Here is an 18,044-nt window from a genome sequence, read left to right on the forward strand (position 1 = left end):
TAGGCTTCCAACTGTTCTAAGGGAATTTTGCGAGACTTAGCAACACGTTTTTTCCGCTCTAGATGCCCTTGTTCTGAAAGTTGTTTTTCCCAAACGTAAAGTGTGTTTGTGCTAATGCCAAAAAGCGCACAGGTTTCTTTTTTGCTGTGACCAGCAGTTACGTATTCTAATACTCGGTTCCTAAAATCTAAATCATATGCCATATAACTACTATACCATATACTGTTTATAAACTAAAGGAGTATAGTACTAGGCAAGGAGCTGCAGGCTGTACTAGAGTACGGCAAAGCGAGTGAACGAAGTCATAAAAGATAAACGAAATGACTATATCATCAAATTGTGTCATTTTTCTGTCTAATATCTAGGCTTGTACTAAAATCGCAGAAAAGAGCTTTCGCTAATTTACAGCTGAGGAGGGAACGGGAAAGAAGTTGTCAGGTAGAAAAAAGAGTTGGTTTTTCGTGACCCAGGTACCATGGACAGCCTTAGGAGAGCTGACTCAAGCGGGACGTGTCGAAGTGATGAATGTCAAGGTAGAAGCGAGGCAGATGAAAGAGCTGTTAGCCAACCCAGCCATTTATCCAGCCTACTATATATCATATCCAAGAAAACTTGGGTTTCTATTAGCTTAGACGACCGCTTGGCAGATGAGATGTTGATATGAACTCTGAGACACGATGGAGATGGGCTGTGGTCCAGTCCAGCTAGTCTTGTGTTTATCGTGCTGTAGCTGTTATGAATGGTGTTTGCCTAGGGGGATGCGGGGAAACGATTGAGTGAAGATACTGGAAGTTTTCAGTGGATATTCTTTCTTTCTGCATCATTATTGTGGTGTTGGACATGTGTTGTCTGTGAAAAATGGACGATGAGTGATGAACATACAGTGTTGAATGGAAATGTTGACTTGTGAATACAGGGCTCAGACAAAAAAATTGAAAAGGCTCTTAAATTGCGGTAAAATAGGAGAATAGAAGATTAAAGGAGGCCAAACATGGCAATTATTTTACCAGATTTACCATACGCTTACGATGCTCTTGAGCCATATATTGACATGGAAACCATGACCTTACATCATGATAAGCATCATGCAACCTACGTTGCTAATGCAAATGCGGCACTTGAAAAACATCCAGAAATTGGTGAAGATTTGGTGGCATTGCTCTCAGATGTAGAACAAATCCCTGCAGACATTCGCCAAGCCTTGATTAACAATGGTGGGGGTCACTTGAACCATGCTCTTTTCTGGGAATTACTGTCACCAGAGAAGATAGATGTTCCAGCAGAATTAGCAGCAGATATTGCCGCAACATTTGGCTCATTTGAAGAGTTCCAAGCAGCGTTTACAACAGCAGCAACAACTCGCTTTGGTTCAGGCTGGGCTTTCTTGGTTGTCAACAAAGAGGGCAAGTTAGAGATTGTATCAACTGCTAACCAAGATACACCAATCATGAATGGTTTGACGCCAATCTTGGCGCTTGATGTGTGGGAGCATGCTTACTACTTGAATTACCGTAATGTTCGTCCAAATTATATCAAAGCATTCTTTGAAATCATTAACTGGAACAAAGTAAACGAATTGTACCAAGCTGCTAAATAAGAATGGCTAATGACAGCATGCTCTACTGGACGTGCTTTTAGGCTTGCGAAAAGGAAGTGCTACTCTGAGAGGGCTGTATTTTAACCCTCACAGTAGGGCGATGAATAAGCTTGTCTTTGGAGCGATGCAAGAAAGAAAGCTATCAGTTAGTTGCTGTATCGTGAGCATCTATCGATTGCAAAGAGAGAGTGGGAAAGGTCGTGATGTTGAAATCTCGATTTGACCTCACTCCTTTATTTTTACGCTCGAGTATTAGCAGTCCTTGCCTTAGCTGGCTTTGCTTTCTAGTTTTAAGTCTGAACTCAGTTAAACAAGATACAAAGTCAGTAAAGACCTCAAGGGCATTCATATCTGTAAAGCAGGTACAGCCTGCAACAGCTGTAGAAAAATAAGACTTTTAGCGAAGAAGATTAGGTGGTCATATCCGTAAGTAAGTTAACTTTGCCAGGCATCGTCCCCCTCAAGGGAACCGTATAAGAGAGCGCCATTGCTTCTTAAACGTCAATTTCCTACCTCCAAAGGGCTAACATTCTTTGGAGCAAATAATTTGCCACGGTTTCGTCCCTTTTTCCGAGCTTTTAGCTCGGGTTCCGTTATACCACGATACGCGGACGACCAATGTTTACGAACGTCCCCCTTGCCTTATCTTTGTTTCCTAGGCTAAGGGATTGATGGATACGTTAGACCGTTCAAACTGAGATTAGGTAGTTTGTCTTAGCTCTCACGAAAAACGTATAAAAAAAGATTTGTTTTTAGAGAATGGTGTTTCATCAGTGAGGCAGAGGTAGTTTTAAGCTAGAACAGCAGTAAAAATAGAGATTAGTCACATCGAACGATCCGTTTTATGAAACGATTTAAAAAAATGCATGTAACAAGAAAAAGGTTACATGCATTTACTTTATATGTAGGGAATACCAATATAGTTTTTTTATTCATTTTATTTGTATAAATATGATATACTAAGGAAACAAAGATCGGTATAAGGGGAGGGCGCTATGGAGATTGCAAGGTTTGGTGTGGAAGAATGGTTGAATGAATGGGAGGCACAGGCAGTCTATGATATCGCAGGAAGTTCGATTGATTCGTTGACCCTGGCAGAAGTTCTAGCGCTGGGAGGGTCATCCCAGTCAGCATTTTTAAAGGATTTGTGGGAAAAGAAGATGAACTATGGCTGGATTGAGGGGTCGCCTACTTTTAAGGAGGAAGTGAGAAAACTTTACCAGAATGTAGAGCTAAATCAGATTCTTCAGACCAATGGGGCAACAGGAGCCAATCATTTAGTACTGTATGCCTTAATTGAAAGTGGAGACCATGTTATTTCACTCTATCCAAGCTATCAGCAGTTGTACGATATTCCGCGTTCTTTAGGAGCAGATGTATCTCTTTGGCAGATTCGGGAGAGTGAATCGTGGCTGCCGTCTTTGGATGAGTTGCGAACCTTGATGCGACCTAATACTAAGATAATCTGTATCAATAATGCCAATAATCCAACGGGAGCTGTTATGGAGCGCTCTTTCCTAGAGGAGCTAGTGGCCATTGCTCGAGAAGTTGGGGCATACATCCTATCAGATGAGGTTTATAAACCCTTGGAGGAGCATTTTGATGTGCCAGCTATAGTAGATTTGTACGAAAAAGGTATTTCGGTCAATAGTATGTCCAAAACTTATTCGGTTGCTGGTGTGCGAGTTGGTTGGGTAGTTGCAAATGATGAACTATCGCAGTGCTTTCGGAAGTATCGTGATTACACGATGATTTGTGCTGGAGTAGTAGACGATGCTCTTGCAACCTATGTGTTGCAGCATAAGGAAGCAGTCTTAGCCCGAAATCGAGCGCTTGTGACTGAAAACCTAACTGTCGTCAAAGATTGGGTGGAAAAAGAAACGCGAGTGTCTTTGGTCTATCCAAGCGCTGTTCCTGTCTCCTTTATCAAACTAGAAATTCCAGAAGAAACAGAAACATTTTGTTTACGATTATTGAAAGAAAAGGGGGTCTTATTGGTACCAGGCAATCGCTTTGATTGCCCAGGCTATGCTCGTTTGGGCTATTGCACCCAGACTTCAATTCTAAAAAAGGGATTGGCACTAGTATCAGAATTTTTGAAACAGTATGACTAATTTGTAGGGAAGATATCCAAGTATGTTTTTCATTTGGGCATTTCTATCAAATGAACCTCCCTTGCAAAAGGATTGCGAGGGAGGTTGTTAATTATTTGATAAACATGGCATCGCCAAAGCTAAAGAAACGGTATTCACTTTCAATAGCGTGCTGGTAGGCTTCAAGGACAAATTTGCGTCCTGCAAAGGCAGATACCAACATGACTAAGGTGGATTTTGGCAGATGGAAATTGGTTGAAAAGGCATCAACCACCTTAAATTGGTAGCCTGGTTTGATGAAGATATTGGTCCAACCAGAGTCAGCCTGAATATCCCCACCAAATTTATTGCCAATCGTTTCTAAGGTACGGATAGAAGTAGTTCCAACAGCGATGATGCGGTGACCAGAAGCCTTGACTTCCCGTAGGGTAGTTGCTGCTACTTCTGATAAGCTATAAAATTCCGAATGCATTTCATGCTCGTTCAGATTGTCAACGGACACAGGGCGAAAAGTGCCGAGTCCGACATGGAGGGTTAGGTAGACTAGTTTGATACCTTTTGCTTCGATTTTTTCCAGTAATTCCTGGGTAAAATGAAGCCCTGCTGTCGGTGCAGCAGCTGAGCCATTTTCCTTAGCATAAACGGTCTGGTAGCGTTCGCGGTCATCGAGTTTTTCGTGAATATAAGGTGGGAGTGGCATTTCTCCAAGACTTTCTAAGACTTCGAGAAAAATCCCATCGTAGGTAAATTCTACGATACGACCACCGTGTTCTAATTCTTGAACGATGGTGGCTGATAAGCGTCCGTCTCCAAAGGAAATTTGGGTACCTATTTTGAGACGTTTGGCTGGTTTGGCAAGAACTTCCCATTGATCACCTTGAGTATTTTTGAGAAGGAGTAATTCCACATGTCCACCCGTTTCAATTTTTTCTCCGTAGAGACGGGCTGGTAGGACGCGGGTATTGTTCATCACAAGGGCATCGCCAGGTTCTAATTCATCAATAATCTGATCAAAATGGGTGTCTACCAATACCTGTTTGTTGCGGTCTAGTATCAAGAGACGTGAAGCGTCACGCTGTTCAAGAGGGACTTGGGCAATCAGATGGTCGGGTAAATGAAAATCAAAATCAGCAGTATTCATGAGGCTCCTTAATTTATTGAGATAGGGTTATGAAATAAATCAATACAAGTAGGGGAAGGGCAACGAGTAGACTTCCAAACACAAATAAAGGAATCCAAACCCAGGTCCTCTCCTTAATCAAGTAGGCAAGGACATCAAAGAGAATTCCAACGATAAAAAGAATCAATAAGAGAAGGGTCATAGGTTCTAGCTCCTCTGAGAATATTTCTATTCATTATACCATAAATCAGCCCTACCAAACGTATGAAATTAAAATTTCCAACCCTTTATTTATGAATAAAGGGTTCTGTAAGAGGCATTGTTATAGAGATGTGAAAGATGCAATCTCTCCTTTTTAGAAACTAACGATTGGCGGTATTCAGAAAGTGTAGGTTGCACTCTACAAAACGGTCGTTTATTACTCCGATACAGCAGCAGGACAAATGCATGAAGAAAGTTAGGTTTTCAGATATCGTCATTTCATCTATCTTTTATGACTTCGTTCACTTAGCTTGTCGTACTCTAGTACAGCCAGCAGTTCCTTGCCTAGTACTAAAAGCAAATAAAAAGACCATAACTACGGTAGGGGTGGAGGAATCCCCATGATAGATTGTACAAAATGTATGTGGCTAGAAAATGGGGACCTGCATTTTCTTCATGCGTATGTCGTGTTAAAACAGCGTCAGGTCTTGACAAAAATTGGTCTATACAATATAATAAAGACAAAGTGGTATATACCAAAATACAAAAATAAAGTAAAGGAGATTCACATGAAAGTTATTCGTGTTAAAGATCAGGTTGAAGGTGGTGTTGTTGCCCTAGAATTACTACAGAAAGAGTTGAAAGCAGGGGCTGAGGTCTTAGGACTTGCGACAGGTTCGACTCCGATTGAATTTTACAAGCAATTAGTCGCAAGTAATCTGGATTTTTCAGACCTTGTATCCGTCAATCTAGATGAGTATGTAGGTCTAGGTAATGAAAGTGACCAGTCTTATGTTTACTTTATGAATGAGCATTTGTTTTCCAAAAAGCCGTTCAAGGTATCTTATTTGCCAAATGGCTTGGCTGAGGACTTGGATGCAGAAGTAGAGCGCTACAATGCTTTATTGGCAGCACATCCAGTTGATTTCCAAATTTTAGGGATTGGTCGCAATGGTCATATCGGTTTCAATGAGCCTGGTTCACCATTTGATGGTTTGACGCGTGTGGTTGACTTGACACCGTCTACTATTGAAGCGAATAGTCGCTTTTTTGAAAGGGAAGAGGATGTACCAACGCAAGCGATTTCCATGGGGATTGCCTCAATCATGTCTGCTAAGACAGTGGTTTTAATGGCTTATGGGGAAACGAAAGCGGATGCTGTCTATCAAATGGTTCAAGGTCCAGTGACTGAAGATGTGCCAGCCAGTGTCTTGCAACGCCATGCTAATGTATATGTTATTGTGGATGAAGAAGCTGCTGGACGTTTAGAAGATTAGCAACAAGAAAGACTGAGTTTGTTCAGTCTTTTTCGGTGCTTTCATCCCAGTGTGGTACAATAGGAGCATGCGATTAGATAAGTGTTTGGAAAAGGCGGGTTGGGGCTCGCGAAATCAGATTAAGAAGCTGCTCAAAGCTCAGCAGGTGACAGTGGACGGAAGACCTGCAAGAACTGGTAATCAGATTGTAGACCCTGGTTTGCAGGTGATTGAAGCTAGAGGCAAACAGGTGGAGCTTGAATCTCCTGTCTATTACCTGCTTAATAAGCCAGCAGGTGTGGTATCTGCGGTATCAGATGCCAAGCATGAAACGGTAATTGATATCATTGCAAAAAATGACAGGCGGGTTGGATTGTATCCTGTTGGACGTTTGGATAGAGATACGGAGGGGCTTTTACTCATCACGAATAACGGTCCCCTAGGTTTTCGCATGCTACATCCCAAGTATCATGTGGACAAGATCTATTATGTGGAGGTTAATGGTATACTTGCTGCTGATGCCGTTGCCTTTTTTCAAGAGGGAATCCGATTTTTAGACGGAACAATTTGCCAGCCTGCTAGACTCGAAATTTTATCGGCAGAGCCTACGGCTAGTTGTGCGAGGGTTCAGATTGAAGAAGGGAAATTTCATCAGGTCAAAAAGATGTTTTTAGCCTACGGGGTCAAGGTAACCTATCTTAAGCGTCTTTCCTTTGGTGGCTTTGTCTTGGAAGATGATCTACCAGTGGGTGCTTATCGGGGGTTGACGTGCGAGGAAAAAGAAATCTTAAAGCAATATTTGGATTAGAAAGTAGATATCCCATTGTGCTCGCTCGTTTTAAAGATAGAGGATGTACAGTCCTTGACATTAGTGCTCTAATGTTACCTCAAGGATAATCCAGTTGATGAAAAGAGAGGATCAAGAATGCAAGAGTACAGCGGGGATCTATGCGGTTCTATCATTATAAGTGGGCCATATTTTGAAAAAACGAATAAAGCTATCCGTCAAACATCACCTATACTCTGCGAACCTCAAATCTAAACAGGGCTAGATCGCTTTTGGGAATGAAAGAGGGGCTTTACTATTGTTATCTTCGGACTTTCAGAAATGATAGTCATTTCGTTTATCTGTTATTGCTTCGTTAACTCTCTTTGCTGTACTCTAGTACTGCCTGTAGCTCCTTGCCGAGTACTAAAAGTAAACGAAAAGGACTTAGTCCTGTACAATATAGAACTAAATCCTTCACTTAAAATATTATGTCCAACTTTTGGGGGTCAGTACAGCTCCAGTCTTTTCCTGTTCTTAGAGATAGCGCTTAGCAACAGTCAAGTCACCTATATACGGTACCTTGGTGCCGTTGATGATTTGATACTGGTCAGCACCTTTTCCTGCGATGATGACGGCATCTTGTGCGGTCTTGGTCATGGAAAGTGCAAGTTCAATGGCTTTTTCACGATCCGCGATAATCTGGCTCGGGCGTTTCATGTAGGATTGAATTTCCTCTGCGATTCTTACAGGGTCTTCGTAATTTGGATCATCTGCTGTCAAAATGACGTGGAGGTTCGGATAGTGGTTCAGTAGTAATCCAAAGTCTTTGCGACGGCTCTCCCCTTTATTTCCTGTTGCACCAAGTACGAGAATGCTTTGACCTGTTTGATGAGCGAGGACGACATCAAGCAATTTTTCGATACTATCTCCGTTGTGGGCATAGTCAACAAAAACTTTTGCTCCGTTTGTCTGGCTGAGAACCTCCATACGTCCAGGAACGCTTGTTGTAGCAATTCCTGTCTGAATATCTGCTACATTTGCTCCCAAACGTAAGCAGGCTAGTCCTGCTGCAAGGGCATTTTCTTGATTGAAATGACCAATCAACTGAATGTCATAGTGTCCCGATAGAATTCCTCCTACTTCAAAGGTAAAGGCTTGAGAACTCAAGATACGGTTGTCAGACTGCGGACCGTAGGTGTCGTGCGGTATATCTGACGCCTGGTCTTTTACAAGCTGAAAATAATCCATATTGCTATTTAAGACGACAGATTTGCTATTTTCTATTAAAAGACGCTTGTGGTAAAAATAATCTTCAAAGCTAGGGTGTTCAATCGGACCGATATGGTCAGGACTGATGTTGAGGAAAACGCCGACATCAAAGGTTAGCCCATAGACTCGCTTGACTAGATAGGCTTGGCTGGACACCTCCATAATCAGGTGGGTGCGACCGTTTGCGACCGCTGCTGCCATCATGGCAAATAGGTCAATACTCTCAGGAGTGGTCAGAGCGGACTTGAAAAAAGTTTGTCCGTCTAGAGTGGTGTTCATCGTAGATAGCATGGCTGGCTTGTGACTTTGCTGGAGAATGGAGTAGGCAAAGTAGGCAGTGGTTGTCTTACCTTTAGTCCCCGTCACAGCGAGTAGTTTCAATTTATCTTGTGGGTGACCATAAAATTCCATAGCAATCAGACTCATGGCTTGTTTGATGTCATTAACGATGATGGCTGGAATGCCTACCTCATAGTCTTTTTCAGCGATATAAAAGCGAAGACCATCCGCAATAGCCGTCTCGAGAAAGGTGGCTTTAAACTGGGCACCCTTGACGAAAAAGAGAGTTTTGCTGTCAACTTTGCGACTGTCATAGCTAATCTGGTCAAAGGTTTCCTCGTCAGTCCAGTTGTAGCTGTAAGTTCCAGCATCTAGAATCTCGCGGAAATTGTGATCATTTTTTAAAATGGTTAATACAGTGTCTAGTTTTATCATACTTCTATTGTAAACTGATTGGCATAGATTGACAAGCAAGAAGCTGTATTCACAGTTCAATATGCCCTCAGTTGAAATTGTTTTTTTCCGCCATTCACTCGTGTTTTTGATGCACAGTCAGTATTCTTTCAAAAAATAGCTTCGAACATTGAATGAAGCGAAGCATACCTCACTTGTAGAATGTAGGGCTAAGGAAAATGGGGAAGCTATAGTATTGTTTGAGAAAAGACTAGGGCATGTTTGTATATTTTCATGAAAATTCTAATGATAAATGCTACAATAACAATAAGGCGTGCAAGGAGGGATTCTATGGTCAATTATAAAATAGATACATATTAGCACACGCGGGAAGTAGCTCAGTTGAAAGAACAGGGGTCTTGGTATCGCCGATTCATTGATCAACGACCTATCAACATCTAGAATGTGGTCAATCGACAGACTTTGATTATATATGGATCAAAAATACGCTGCGCTTGAAAAAGCTGACTATACCTTGATGACAAGTTCTGGTATAGCAGCTCTAGTCTTACTCTTTAGTGGTTTTTCAAGTGGTAGTCGGATTGTTGTTGTACGTGATTTGTACGGTGGTCGTTTTCGTTGGTTCAATGAATAGGAAGCAACTGGGCGTTTTCAGTTTAGCTATGCTCATTCAGAGAAAGCCCTCCTTGCCCAGATTACAGATGAAACAGACGATGTCTTTATTGCAACACCGACCAATCCCTTATTGGAGGAGTTTGATATTACAAAAGTATCGGAACATGCTCATAACCATGGAGCTAAGCTCTTTGTAGACAATACCTTTTACAGTCCGATTTATCAAAATTCGCTTTCTTTGGGAGCTGATGTGGTCCTGCATTCTGCAACTAAGTATCTCTTAGGCCACAATGATGTCTTAGTGAGTGCCGATGACTGATGACAAGGACTTGTATGACAGGCTTGTCTACAATCAAAATACGACAGGAGCCACCTTGTCTTCGTTTGATGCTTACTTGCTGATGCGAGGGTTGAAAACTCTTGCCTTATGCATGGAATGCTTAACAAAAAATACTCAGAAAGTGGTGGGCTTTTACGTTAATCAAGGATGGTACGAGAAGTTTACTATACTGGAAAAGGTGGGATGATATCGTTTAAGAGTAGTTAATGAGACATGAATTCCAAGCATTTTAGATTTGCTAATCGTATTTACTTTTGCAGAAAGTCTCGGTGGTGTGGTGATGTAGAACATGCTCGAGTGGTAAAGTATAAAAATGTTACTAACAGAATACCTCAATAATTACTAACGCATACATAAGACAATATTCAAAAATAAAGATTTTTAATGCTATTTATGGTATAATGATAGCAATGTTTTAAACGAAGTTAAGGAGATAATAAAATGGCAATTAGTTATAAACCTTTATGGCACCTATTAGTTGAAAAAGAAATGAATAAGGAAGATTTAAAAAGAGTAAGTGGAATTACAAGTAATATAATTGCGAGAATGAGTAAAGGAAACTATGTAAATCTTGAATCCATTGAAAAAATTTGTTTAGCCTTAGATTGTAAGGTTGAAGATGTAGTTAGGATTTTAAATAAGGAGAATTAATATGAAGCCCTTTATAAAATGGCCTGGTGGAAAAACTGAGGAATTAAAAATTATTTTGGATAATCTTCCAAAGAATATAAAAAACTTTTATGAACCATTTGTTGGAGGTGGGGCAGTTTATTTTGCAATAGATAACATCGATAAATATTTTATAAATGATAAGTCAAAGGAATTGATAAATTTATATAAATCTATTCAAGTTAAAAATGAAAAGTTTTTCTATACTATCAAAGAAATAGACAAATGTTGGAAGAGTTTAGAAAAAATTAGTGAAGATTACATATATGAACTATTAACTCTATATAAAGATTATAAAGCAGATAAAATATGTGATTTAGAATTAAAAATGAGTATAGAAAAATTTATTATTTGTAATGCAAATGAATTTAATGGAATATTAAATGATGAGCTTATAATTGACGGAAAAAGAATTTTAGTAGAGTTAGAAAACAATCTTTTTAAGAAATTAAAAAGAATGAAAAAAATAGAAAAGGAAAAAGGGGAACTTTCAATAAATGATGTTAAATTAAATATAGAAACAGGATTTAAAAGTGGATTATATACTCATTTTAGGTTTTTGTATAATAACTCTGATACTTTAATGTTAAATAGGCATTTTATTAGTGCAATTTATTATTTTATTAGAGAGTACTGTTATTCATCTATGTTTAGATATAATAAGAATGGCGGCTTCAATGTACCTTATGGTGGAAGCAGTTATAATAGTAAGTATTTAACAAAAAAAATTGAATATATAGAGAGTGAGGATATAAAAAAGAAGTTAGATATAACTCAAGTTTACTCTCTTGATTTTGAAGAATTTTTTTCGGAAGTGAATTTAGATAAAAATGATTTTATATTTTTAGATCCGCCTTATGATTCTTCGTTTTCAACTTATGCTAATAACAAATTTTTAAATGAAGATCATATCAGATTAGCAAATTTTTGTAAGAATACAAGAGCGAAATTTATGCTAGTTATAAAAAATACCGATTTTATATATGATTTATATAAAGGGTTTAATATTAAAACTTTTGATAAAAAATATGTTGTAAGTTTTCAAAACAGAAATGACAAAAGAGCAGAACATTTGTTAATAACAAATTATGGTTTTAAAAGAAAGTAAAAATAAATAATGGATATACTAAAACAAAAATCTATAGAAGCGATAGTGGAAAGTTCTATTTTAAGTTTTGCTATAGGACTAGAAGAAAGATATACAAAAGAAGTCGATAATCCAGATGGAGTTATTAATAGAAAGAAAAACAATTGTTTTATAGCAGAGCTAGGTGAAGAGTTTATGTTTTATAGTGCTTTTGTTAGAAGTTTTGATAGTTCATTTGGAAGAATATTAGAGAATATTGGTAATAATATTGCTAAATTATCTTACGATGTAAGAAAGAATGTAAAATCATATTTCTTACCACAACAATCTCAACATGTTGATTATATGATATCAGGGTATGAAAAACATACTAAGCCAAAAGTTACTGATTATAATTCATTCAATTGTATGATACCACATGATACAAGAAGTTTTGAAAAAGATCATGTAACAGATCATTACTTTTATAAAGAAGATACTAAAGAACATTTTCTAATTGAATTAAAAGCAGGTGGAGATTTAGACAATAAAAAAGCTAAAACGGAAAAAATAGCTTTATTACAAGAATATTTTATACTTAAAAATTCACTTGATCAAAATAGTGAAGATACTATAAAAATATTTTTAGCTACAGCATATAATGCCTTTGGAGAAGGAAATGTTTGGAAACAAGATAGGGTTAAGCAATTTTTTGCAGAGGATGAGCTACTGATTGGAAGAGATTATTGGAATTTTGTATGTGATGATAGTGAGGGGTTTAATATTGTATTCAAACAATATCAAAAAAGTTGTGAGCATATAAAGTCATCATTAGAAAGAATAAAAACGTTGTATTTTTTAAAAGATAATAAATATTTAATTGACGATTAGTTAAAAATCTAGTCATCTTTTTTAATACAAGAAAGGAGGAACTATGAAAACAGAAAACAAGAAAAAAATAAAAACAAGTACTGAAGAATAGATAAAACTTAAGAGAATAAAAGTTCCAACAAGAAAAGCAACAAACGAATAATCGACGGAACTATATGGGTGCAAAAGCACTATTGGTTAAAAAAAGATCCTAAAAACAAGTATAAGCTAATACATAGATGAAGAAGTTAAATGAATAATAGAACTCGTCTATAAGTTGTGTTGAGAGGGAAGGGAACTCAATTAGTAGCTAAGGAAATGATGTCGAGAAAAATACCAAGAGTAAAAACATTTACTGAAATGTAGAAAAATATAGCTTAACAGATGAAAATAAATACTTTTTGACATACAGAATGCTTTTAAGTATTTTTAGAGATAGCGCTTATTGTGGTAATATACCAAGAAATAAAAGACCTACATTTTCATTTAAAAATGATAAAAGGTTATATGTTTCTAGAGAAAATTATATTGTTGTAAAGAATACTCACGACGGAATTGTTAGTGAAGAAGTATGGTTACAAGTTCCAGATATGATTGATAAAAGGAAAGTTACAAATAAAAGTGGTATTAAGAAGGACTACTGTGGAGGTCTAAATGTAATTATGCCCTACGCCTAAAGTTGCCGCTAGATTAAAAAAGGAAGAAGATAATATATTCGTTAAAACTATAATAAATGTGAAAATATAACTTACACCTCATACAGAATTGAAGCAAGAGATTTATATAATGTTGTGTTTGCATATATTTAACGACACGGATTAATGGCAATAATTAAAGGCCAATACCTTTCCTGCGATCCAAACGTATGCAGATGTTCCTAAGGAAATTCGCTACGCCTATGGTTGGACAGATGATTTGCTACGCTTATCTATTGGAATTGAAAATGGAGAAGATTTGATTGTTGACTTAAGACAGGCCTTGGAGAGCTCGTATGGAAACATTTGGTTTTACAACACGATCGAATCGTTTAGCGCAACAGTCAGAGAAATGAAAGAACAGTGAAAATGAGCCTGATTTGCTACAAATGTGGGTAGCGGATATGGATTTTCTTCCCTTCAAGGAGATACGAGATGTCGTGAGGCGCTATGCGGATGAGTACATTTTTGGATATACGTATGCTAGTGATGCACTTTACCAAAGCATCATTGACTGGGAAAAATCTGAGCATGACTATGTTATCAAGCGAGAAGTCCTTGTCTTGATTGAGGGAGTTGTGCCTGCGATTTCGATTGCAGTTCAAGCACTGACGAAAGAGGGAGATGCCGTTCTCATCGATACGCCAGTTTATCCACCTTTTGCCCGCACTATCAAGTTTCAATCAGCGAAAGCTCGTCACCAATTCTTTACTTCAGAAACATGGCCGCTTTGAACTGGACTTTGAGCAGTTGGAAAAGAGCTTGCTAGAGCAGGATGTGAAATTGTATATTCCCTGTAGTCCGCACAATCCTGGTGATCGTGTGTGGAGCAGGAATGAATTGGAAAGAATTGGTCGCCTGTGTCAGAAGCACGGAGTTCTACTAACTAGTAGATGAGATTCATCAGGATTTGGTCTTGTTTGGCCATAGGCTACGGTGAAGTCAGATTTTAAGGATTTTATAGTCATTTCGTTTATCTTTTATTACTTCGTTAACTCGCTTTGCCGTACTCCAGTACAGCCTGCAGCTCGTTGCCTAGTACTAAAAGACTATACTATTATTCTGTCATCGGCTACCAAGACCTTTAACATTGAAAGTACCAAAAATAGTTTTGCGATCATTGAAAATAAAGACCTGCGCAAGCGATTTGTGAGGAGACAACTGGCTAATCATCAGCATGAAATTTCAACGGTCGGTCTCTTGGCAACTGAGGCTGCATTCTTTTATGGCAAGCCGTGGCTTAAGAAACTGAAATCTATTTTAGAACAGAATATTACCTATGTTGTGGACTATCTCAGTGCACATACCAAGATTGAGGTGATGAGACCAGAGGGTACCTATCTCGTGTGGCTTGATTTTTCAGTCTACGGGCTTCGTCATGATGAGATTCAGAAGATATTGTATGAAGAAGCGCGCGTGGTCTTAAATGATGGCTTGAGCTTTGGTAAAGAAGGTAGGTACCATGCCCGTTTTAATGCGGCCACACCGCTTGAAACTGTTAAGGAAGCCTGCGAGCGGATTGCGATAGCTTTCAGACAGGCCTAGTTTTTTAGAATAAGGAGATATGAATATGAAATGGAAAAAGAAAGGGATAGCAACGGTTTTAGGAGTGGGGGTTCTCATATTTTCCTTTCTCAATACCTCGTTTGGTTGGCATTTATTTGGCCTATCTAGCCAGATCTTTGCTGCTCTTGCAACCTTGGTTGGGAGTTTGATTTTATGGTTGTTTGTGGCAACGGATTGGCCGAGTCTGCTGACCTTAGTGAGTTTAGGCTTGATTCCAGAGATGACCTATGGTCAAATTTCTCAGTGGTCTTTTGGAAATTCAACCTTTGTCTTTTTGCTATTTACCTTTGTTATGACCTATGCCTTGAATCAAACGTCATTTTTAAAACGAGTGACTTCAAAAGTTGTCCATAGTCGCTTTGCCATGAGCAGTCCATCACGCTTTATTACAGCGTTCTTAGTCGTTGTTTTTATCTTGAGTAGCGTGATTTCCCCAACCGTCATCTTCATGTTCTTGTTGCCATTATTTGAGGAAATTTGCCTGCAATTTGGCTGGAAAAAAGGGGAAAAATCAGCCTCGCATCTTCTGATTGCTATGTTTATCACCATTGCGATTGGGACGGCTATGACACCGATTAACCATGTGTTTGCCATTACAGCTATGGGATTATATACTACCATGTCCAAGGTGGCCATCAGTAACTTGCAGTACATGCAGTTTGCTGTTCCAGCAGGTCTAGCCCTTTTTCTCGTCTTGCTGTTGTCTATTCGTCTGTTGTTCAAAATTGATAGCAGGGACATTCAGATTAAAGAGTTGGGTAGTTTGACAGATTTAGTGCCGGTTGACAAGCGGGAAAAATGGATAGTCGGACTCTTTTTAGGAATGGTGGCGATGTGGCTAGTTCCAGAGCTTTTAGCAGCTGCTTTTCCTGCTTTTGCTACTTTCTTTAAGCAGGCTGGAATTTTATTTCCACCGCTATTGATGACAGCTGTCCTCGCCTTATTGAACGTAGAGGGCAAGCCCTTACTGAATATTGCAGAAGCAATTTCAAAAGGTGTGCATTGGCCAAGTATGCTCTTAGTTGCTTCAACCCTTTCTTTGGGAACAGTCTTATCCAATGATAAGATAGGTGTCATTTCGCTTTTGAATGAGCAGCTATCACCATTTGTAGTGGGACTGAGTCCGGTATTAATGGTAGTATTCTTCGTGGTTTGGGCAGGTGTTCAGACTAACTTCACTTCTAATCTGGTAACAGTTTCTGTCGTGACAACTATGGCTTTAGCCATTTACCAGTCGGCCGGTACACAATTCTCAGTTAATATTGCAGTGATCTGTTGTGCTATTGGTTATATGGCCTCACTTGCCTTTGTAACAGCACCAGCCATGCCTTACGTTGCCATTTCAATTGGATCAGAATGGACCAATAGTCGTGATACATTTTTATTTGGATGCTGGATGTTACTATGGAGTATCGTATCAGCTATCGCTATTTTCTACCCGTTAGGGGTGCTTGTTTTACAATAGGAGGAATACTAGATGTTATCAAAACAAAGAGAAAAAATCGATCAGATTGATAGGGAAATCGTACACTTATTTGAAGAGCGGATGCAGACTGCTTTGCAAGTGGTTGCCATCAAAAAAGAACACGGTCTTCCAGTACTTGATAGTGGTCGCGAGGCCCAGGTGATTGAAAAGGTATGTAGCTATCTTAAAAATGGGACATTGCGCGAACCATTGATAGAATTATATACGGAAATGATGCGCTTATCGCGTGCCTACCAGCAGCAACAATTAGACAAATAGTGTAGTCACTTCGTTTAGCTTTTGTTACTTCGTTCACTCGCTTTGCCGTACTCTAGTACGGCAAGCGGCTCGTTGTCTAGTACTCAAAGCAAAGGAAAAGACTATAAGGAGTTTTCCTTTCCATAATTGGTTTTGAAAAATCCAAGTAGCCTGCCATTTTGGCAAGCTTTTTTTTCTATTTTTTGGTAAAATAGAAAAAACAAATAGAAGAGGTTAGATCATGGAGAAATTCCAAGTTATTGCACATCCACTTATTCAGCATAAATTGTCTATCTTGCGCCGTATAGATACGCCTACTAAGGCTTTTCGTGAGTTGGTTGATGAAATTGCTATGCTGATGGGATATGAAGTGCTACGTGACTTGCCATTAGAAGATGTGGAAATTGAAACTCCCATTACCAAAACTGTTCAAAAACAAATCGCTGGTAAAAAATTAGCTATCGTTCCAATCTTGCGTGCCGGAATTGGCATGGTAGACGGTCTCTTAAGTCTAGTCCCAGCAGCCAAAGTAGGCCATATCGGTATGTATCGCGATGAAGAAACCTTACAACCGGTCGAATATTTAGTGAAACTGCCAGAAGATATTGACCAACGTCAAATCTTTGTGGTAGACCCGATGCTTGCGACGGGTGGTTCTGCTATTTTGGCGATTGATTCGCTCAAAAAACGTGGTGCAACTAACATCAAATTTGTTTGCCTTGTTGCAGCACCAGAGGGTGTCAAAGCCCTTCAAACTGCTCATCCAGATGTGGACATCTTTACGGCAGCCTTGGATGAAAAATTAAACGAAAAAGGCTATATTGTCCCCGGCTTGGGAGATGCAGGCGACCGCCTCTTCGGTACAAAATAAGATACGAGAGCGTGAGGAACTCCTAGACAAAATAGGCAAACGAAGCAGATTGTCTTGCAATCAATGAGTTTGATCTTTTTGTCAGAGAGTTGTAGCTCGAGTTCAATTTCAAGATACAGAGCCCGTTAAAAACTCAAAGCAAAAATAGAACATCTGACGAGTGAAAAGCTCCAGTGGAGGTTTTCAGCCTATTTCCTAGGGAACGTTTGCCCTGCAAATGTCTATTTCCCGCCTCCAAAGGTATACTATACCTTTGGAGCTAGGAATATTTGTCCCTAAAGGTAGCCGTATCTGTAAGCAAATAAAATTTGCAACTGCTTCGTCTCTTTTTTGCACAGAGTTTAGGGCGCGTTCAATTCCATAAGATACAAGGGTGTAAAAAGCAAGGCAAAAATAGGCGGCCGAACAGAAGCGGAACGCTTCGTAGTGAGACCCCGACGAGGCTAGCTAGGCTAGTCCCAAACGGAAGTGTAGGGAATTGCCAGCTAGCTACCGGCAAGCAGCCGAACAGCAGTTGCTTGCAAGTTCGTTGAGAGCCCCCTGCGAGGGTAGCTAGGATTGTCACAAATAAAATAGCTGGAGGACCAGCTAGCTACAAACAACCAAACAATCGAAGCAGGTTGACTTGCAA

Annotated in this window: 16 protein-coding genes and 4 pseudogenes; 16 read left to right on the forward strand and 4 right to left on the reverse strand. The window is 39.2% G+C overall.

Annotated elements, in window-relative coordinates; all coding sequences use genetic code 11:
* A partial coding sequence (locus E4T79_RS08655) for an IS630 transposase-related protein (RefSeq protein ID WP_167752654.1) occupies nt 1-203 on the reverse strand: 203 nt, incomplete at its 3' end.
* A 228-nt stretch (nt 204-431) separates the two neighbouring features.
* Between E4T79_RS08655 and E4T79_RS08660 the strand changes: the two genes are divergently transcribed.
* From E4T79_RS08660 to E4T79_RS08670, 3 genes are all read left to right on the forward strand, one after another.
* A complete protein-coding gene (locus E4T79_RS08660) occupies nt 432-632 on the forward strand; it encodes a hypothetical protein (RefSeq protein ID WP_135029514.1) in 201 nt (66 codons plus the stop codon).
* A 359-nt stretch (nt 633-991) separates the two neighbouring features.
* Nucleotides 992-1,597 (forward strand): superoxide dismutase SodA, encoded by a 606-nt coding sequence (gene sodA, locus E4T79_RS08665; RefSeq protein ID WP_135029516.1) that lies wholly within the window; start codon nt 992-994, stop codon nt 1,595-1,597.
* Between the two features lie 995 nt (nt 1,598-2,592).
* Nucleotides 2,593-3,711 carry an aminotransferase gene (locus E4T79_RS08670; protein ID WP_135029518.1) on the forward strand — a complete coding sequence of 373 codons (1,119 nt, stop codon included), beginning with the start codon at nt 2,593-2,595 and terminating at the stop codon, nt 3,709-3,711.
* 91 nt (nt 3,712-3,802) lie between these two features.
* Here the strand turns inward: E4T79_RS08670 and queA are convergent, their stop codons facing one another.
* Together queA and E4T79_RS11085 are read right to left on the reverse strand one after the other, a co-directional pair.
* Nucleotides 3,803-4,831, reverse strand: a complete 1,029-nt coding sequence (gene queA / locus E4T79_RS08675; RefSeq protein ID WP_135029520.1) for a tRNA preQ1(34) S-adenosylmethionine ribosyltransferase-isomerase QueA — start codon at nt 4,829-4,831, stop codon at nt 3,803-3,805.
* A gap of 13 nt (nt 4,832-4,844) precedes the next feature.
* Nucleotides 4,845-5,012, reverse strand: coding sequence for a hypothetical protein (locus E4T79_RS11085; RefSeq protein ID WP_167752661.1), 168 nt, complete (start codon nt 5,010-5,012; stop codon nt 4,845-4,847).
* Nucleotides 5,013-5,580: 568 nt separating this feature from the next.
* Here E4T79_RS11085 and E4T79_RS08680 point away from each other — a divergent pair.
* Nucleotides 5,581-6,288, forward strand: coding sequence for a glucosamine-6-phosphate deaminase (locus E4T79_RS08680; protein ID WP_135029564.1), 708 nt, complete (start codon nt 5,581-5,583; stop codon nt 6,286-6,288).
* Nucleotides 6,289-6,355: 67 nt separating this feature from the next.
* Entirely contained in the window at nt 6,356-7,075 is a 720-nt protein-coding gene (locus E4T79_RS08685) for a 16S rRNA pseudouridine(516) synthase (protein ID WP_135029522.1), read from the forward strand.
* Between the two features lie 495 nt (nt 7,076-7,570).
* Here the strand turns inward: E4T79_RS08685 and E4T79_RS08690 are convergent, their stop codons facing one another.
* Nucleotides 7,571-9,019 (reverse strand): UDP-N-acetylmuramoyl-L-alanyl-D-glutamate--L-lysine ligase, encoded by a 1,449-nt coding sequence (locus tag E4T79_RS08690; RefSeq protein ID WP_135029524.1) that lies wholly within the window; start codon nt 9,017-9,019, stop codon nt 7,571-7,573.
* Between the two features lie 332 nt (nt 9,020-9,351).
* Here E4T79_RS08690 and E4T79_RS08695 point away from each other — a divergent pair.
* The 11 genes and pseudogenes from E4T79_RS08695 to upp form a co-directional block, all read left to right on the forward strand.
* Nucleotides 9,352-10,230 (forward strand): annotated as a pseudogene (locus E4T79_RS08695) (PLP-dependent transferase); the annotation flags it as partial.
* Nucleotides 10,231-10,394: 164 nt separating this feature from the next.
* Nucleotides 10,395-10,604: a helix-turn-helix transcriptional regulator gene (locus E4T79_RS08700; protein ID WP_135029526.1), complete on the forward strand. Its 210-nt coding sequence runs from the start codon at nt 10,395-10,397 to the stop codon at nt 10,602-10,604.
* Nucleotide 10,605: 1 nt separating this feature from the next.
* Entirely contained in the window at nt 10,606-11,730 is a 1,125-nt protein-coding gene (locus E4T79_RS08705; RefSeq protein WP_135029528.1) for a DNA adenine methylase, read from the forward strand.
* Between the two features lie 9 nt (nt 11,731-11,739).
* The gene (locus E4T79_RS08710; RefSeq protein ID WP_135029530.1) at nt 11,740-12,579 is read left to right on the forward strand and encodes a TdeIII family type II restriction endonuclease; all 840 of its coding nucleotides are present in this window, start codon (nt 11,740-11,742) and stop codon (nt 12,577-12,579) included.
* A gap of 377 nt (nt 12,580-12,956) precedes the next feature.
* A pseudogene (locus E4T79_RS08715) lies at nt 12,957-13,235 on the forward strand (recombinase family protein); the annotation flags it as partial.
* A 154-nt stretch (nt 13,236-13,389) separates the two neighbouring features.
* Nucleotides 13,390-13,542: pseudogene (locus E4T79_RS08720) on the forward strand (PLP-dependent transferase); the annotation flags it as partial.
* Nucleotides 13,543-13,642: 100 nt separating this feature from the next.
* Nucleotides 13,643-13,987: an aminotransferase class I/II-fold pyridoxal phosphate-dependent enzyme gene (locus E4T79_RS11515; protein ID WP_348628371.1), complete on the forward strand. Its 345-nt coding sequence runs from the start codon at nt 13,643-13,645 to the stop codon at nt 13,985-13,987.
* A pseudogene (locus E4T79_RS11345) lies at nt 13,878-14,798 on the forward strand (aminotransferase class I/II-fold pyridoxal phosphate-dependent enzyme). Before E4T79_RS11515 ends, E4T79_RS11345 begins: the two are co-directional and overlap by 110 nt.
* Nucleotides 14,799-14,823: 25 nt before the next feature.
* Nucleotides 14,824-16,284 (forward strand): SLC13 family permease, encoded by a 1,461-nt coding sequence (locus E4T79_RS08730; RefSeq protein ID WP_228063833.1) that lies wholly within the window; start codon nt 14,824-14,826, stop codon nt 16,282-16,284.
* A 12-nt stretch (nt 16,285-16,296) separates the two neighbouring features.
* On the forward strand, nt 16,297-16,563 hold the full coding sequence (locus E4T79_RS08735) for a chorismate mutase (RefSeq protein ID WP_135029536.1): 267 nt from the start codon (nt 16,297-16,299) through the stop codon (nt 16,561-16,563).
* 220 nt (nt 16,564-16,783) lie between these two features.
* Nucleotides 16,784-17,413: a uracil phosphoribosyltransferase gene (gene upp / locus E4T79_RS08740; protein WP_135029539.1), complete on the forward strand. Its 630-nt coding sequence runs from the start codon at nt 16,784-16,786 to the stop codon at nt 17,411-17,413.
* Nucleotides 17,414-18,044: the final 631 nt, after the last annotated feature.

The sequence above is a fragment of the Streptococcus sp. LYSM12 genome, assembly GCF_004569635.1.
Classification (GTDB): domain Bacteria; phylum Bacillota; class Bacilli; order Lactobacillales; family Streptococcaceae; genus Streptococcus.

Bases quoted from the DNA above. Each gene is read 5' to 3' on its own strand.
- sodA (WP_135029516.1), top strand. From the start codon at position 992: ATGGCAATTATTTTACCAGATTTACCATACGCTTACGATGCTCTTGAG.
- E4T79_RS08670 (WP_135029518.1), top strand. From the start codon at position 2,593: ATGGAGATTGCAAGGTTTGGTGTGGAAGAATGGTTGAATGAATGGGAG.
- queA (WP_135029520.1), bottom strand. From the start codon at position 4,831: ATGAATACTGCTGATTTTGATTTTCATTTACCCGACCATCTGATTGCC.
- E4T79_RS11085 (WP_167752661.1), bottom strand. From the start codon at position 5,012: ATGACCCTTCTCTTATTGATTCTTTTTATCGTTGGAATTCTCTTTGAT.
- E4T79_RS08680 (WP_135029564.1), top strand. From the start codon at position 5,581: ATGAAAGTTATTCGTGTTAAAGATCAGGTTGAAGGTGGTGTTGTTGCC.
- E4T79_RS08685 (WP_135029522.1), top strand. From the start codon at position 6,356: ATGCGATTAGATAAGTGTTTGGAAAAGGCGGGTTGGGGCTCGCGAAAT.
- E4T79_RS08690 (WP_135029524.1), bottom strand. From the start codon at position 9,019: ATGATAAAACTAGACACTGTATTAACCATTTTAAAAAATGATCACAAT.
- E4T79_RS08700 (WP_135029526.1), top strand. From the start codon at position 10,395: ATGGCAATTAGTTATAAACCTTTATGGCACCTATTAGTTGAAAAAGAA.
- E4T79_RS08705 (WP_135029528.1), top strand. From the start codon at position 10,606: ATGAAGCCCTTTATAAAATGGCCTGGTGGAAAAACTGAGGAATTAAAA.
- E4T79_RS08710 (WP_135029530.1), top strand. From the start codon at position 11,740: ATGGATATACTAAAACAAAAATCTATAGAAGCGATAGTGGAAAGTTCT.
- E4T79_RS11515 (WP_348628371.1), top strand. From the start codon at position 13,643: ATGTGGGTAGCGGATATGGATTTTCTTCCCTTCAAGGAGATACGAGAT.
- E4T79_RS08730 (WP_228063833.1), top strand. From the start codon at position 14,824: ATGAAATGGAAAAAGAAAGGGATAGCAACGGTTTTAGGAGTGGGGGTT.
- E4T79_RS08735 (WP_135029536.1), top strand. From the start codon at position 16,297: ATGTTATCAAAACAAAGAGAAAAAATCGATCAGATTGATAGGGAAATC.
- upp (WP_135029539.1), top strand. From the start codon at position 16,784: ATGGAGAAATTCCAAGTTATTGCACATCCACTTATTCAGCATAAATTG.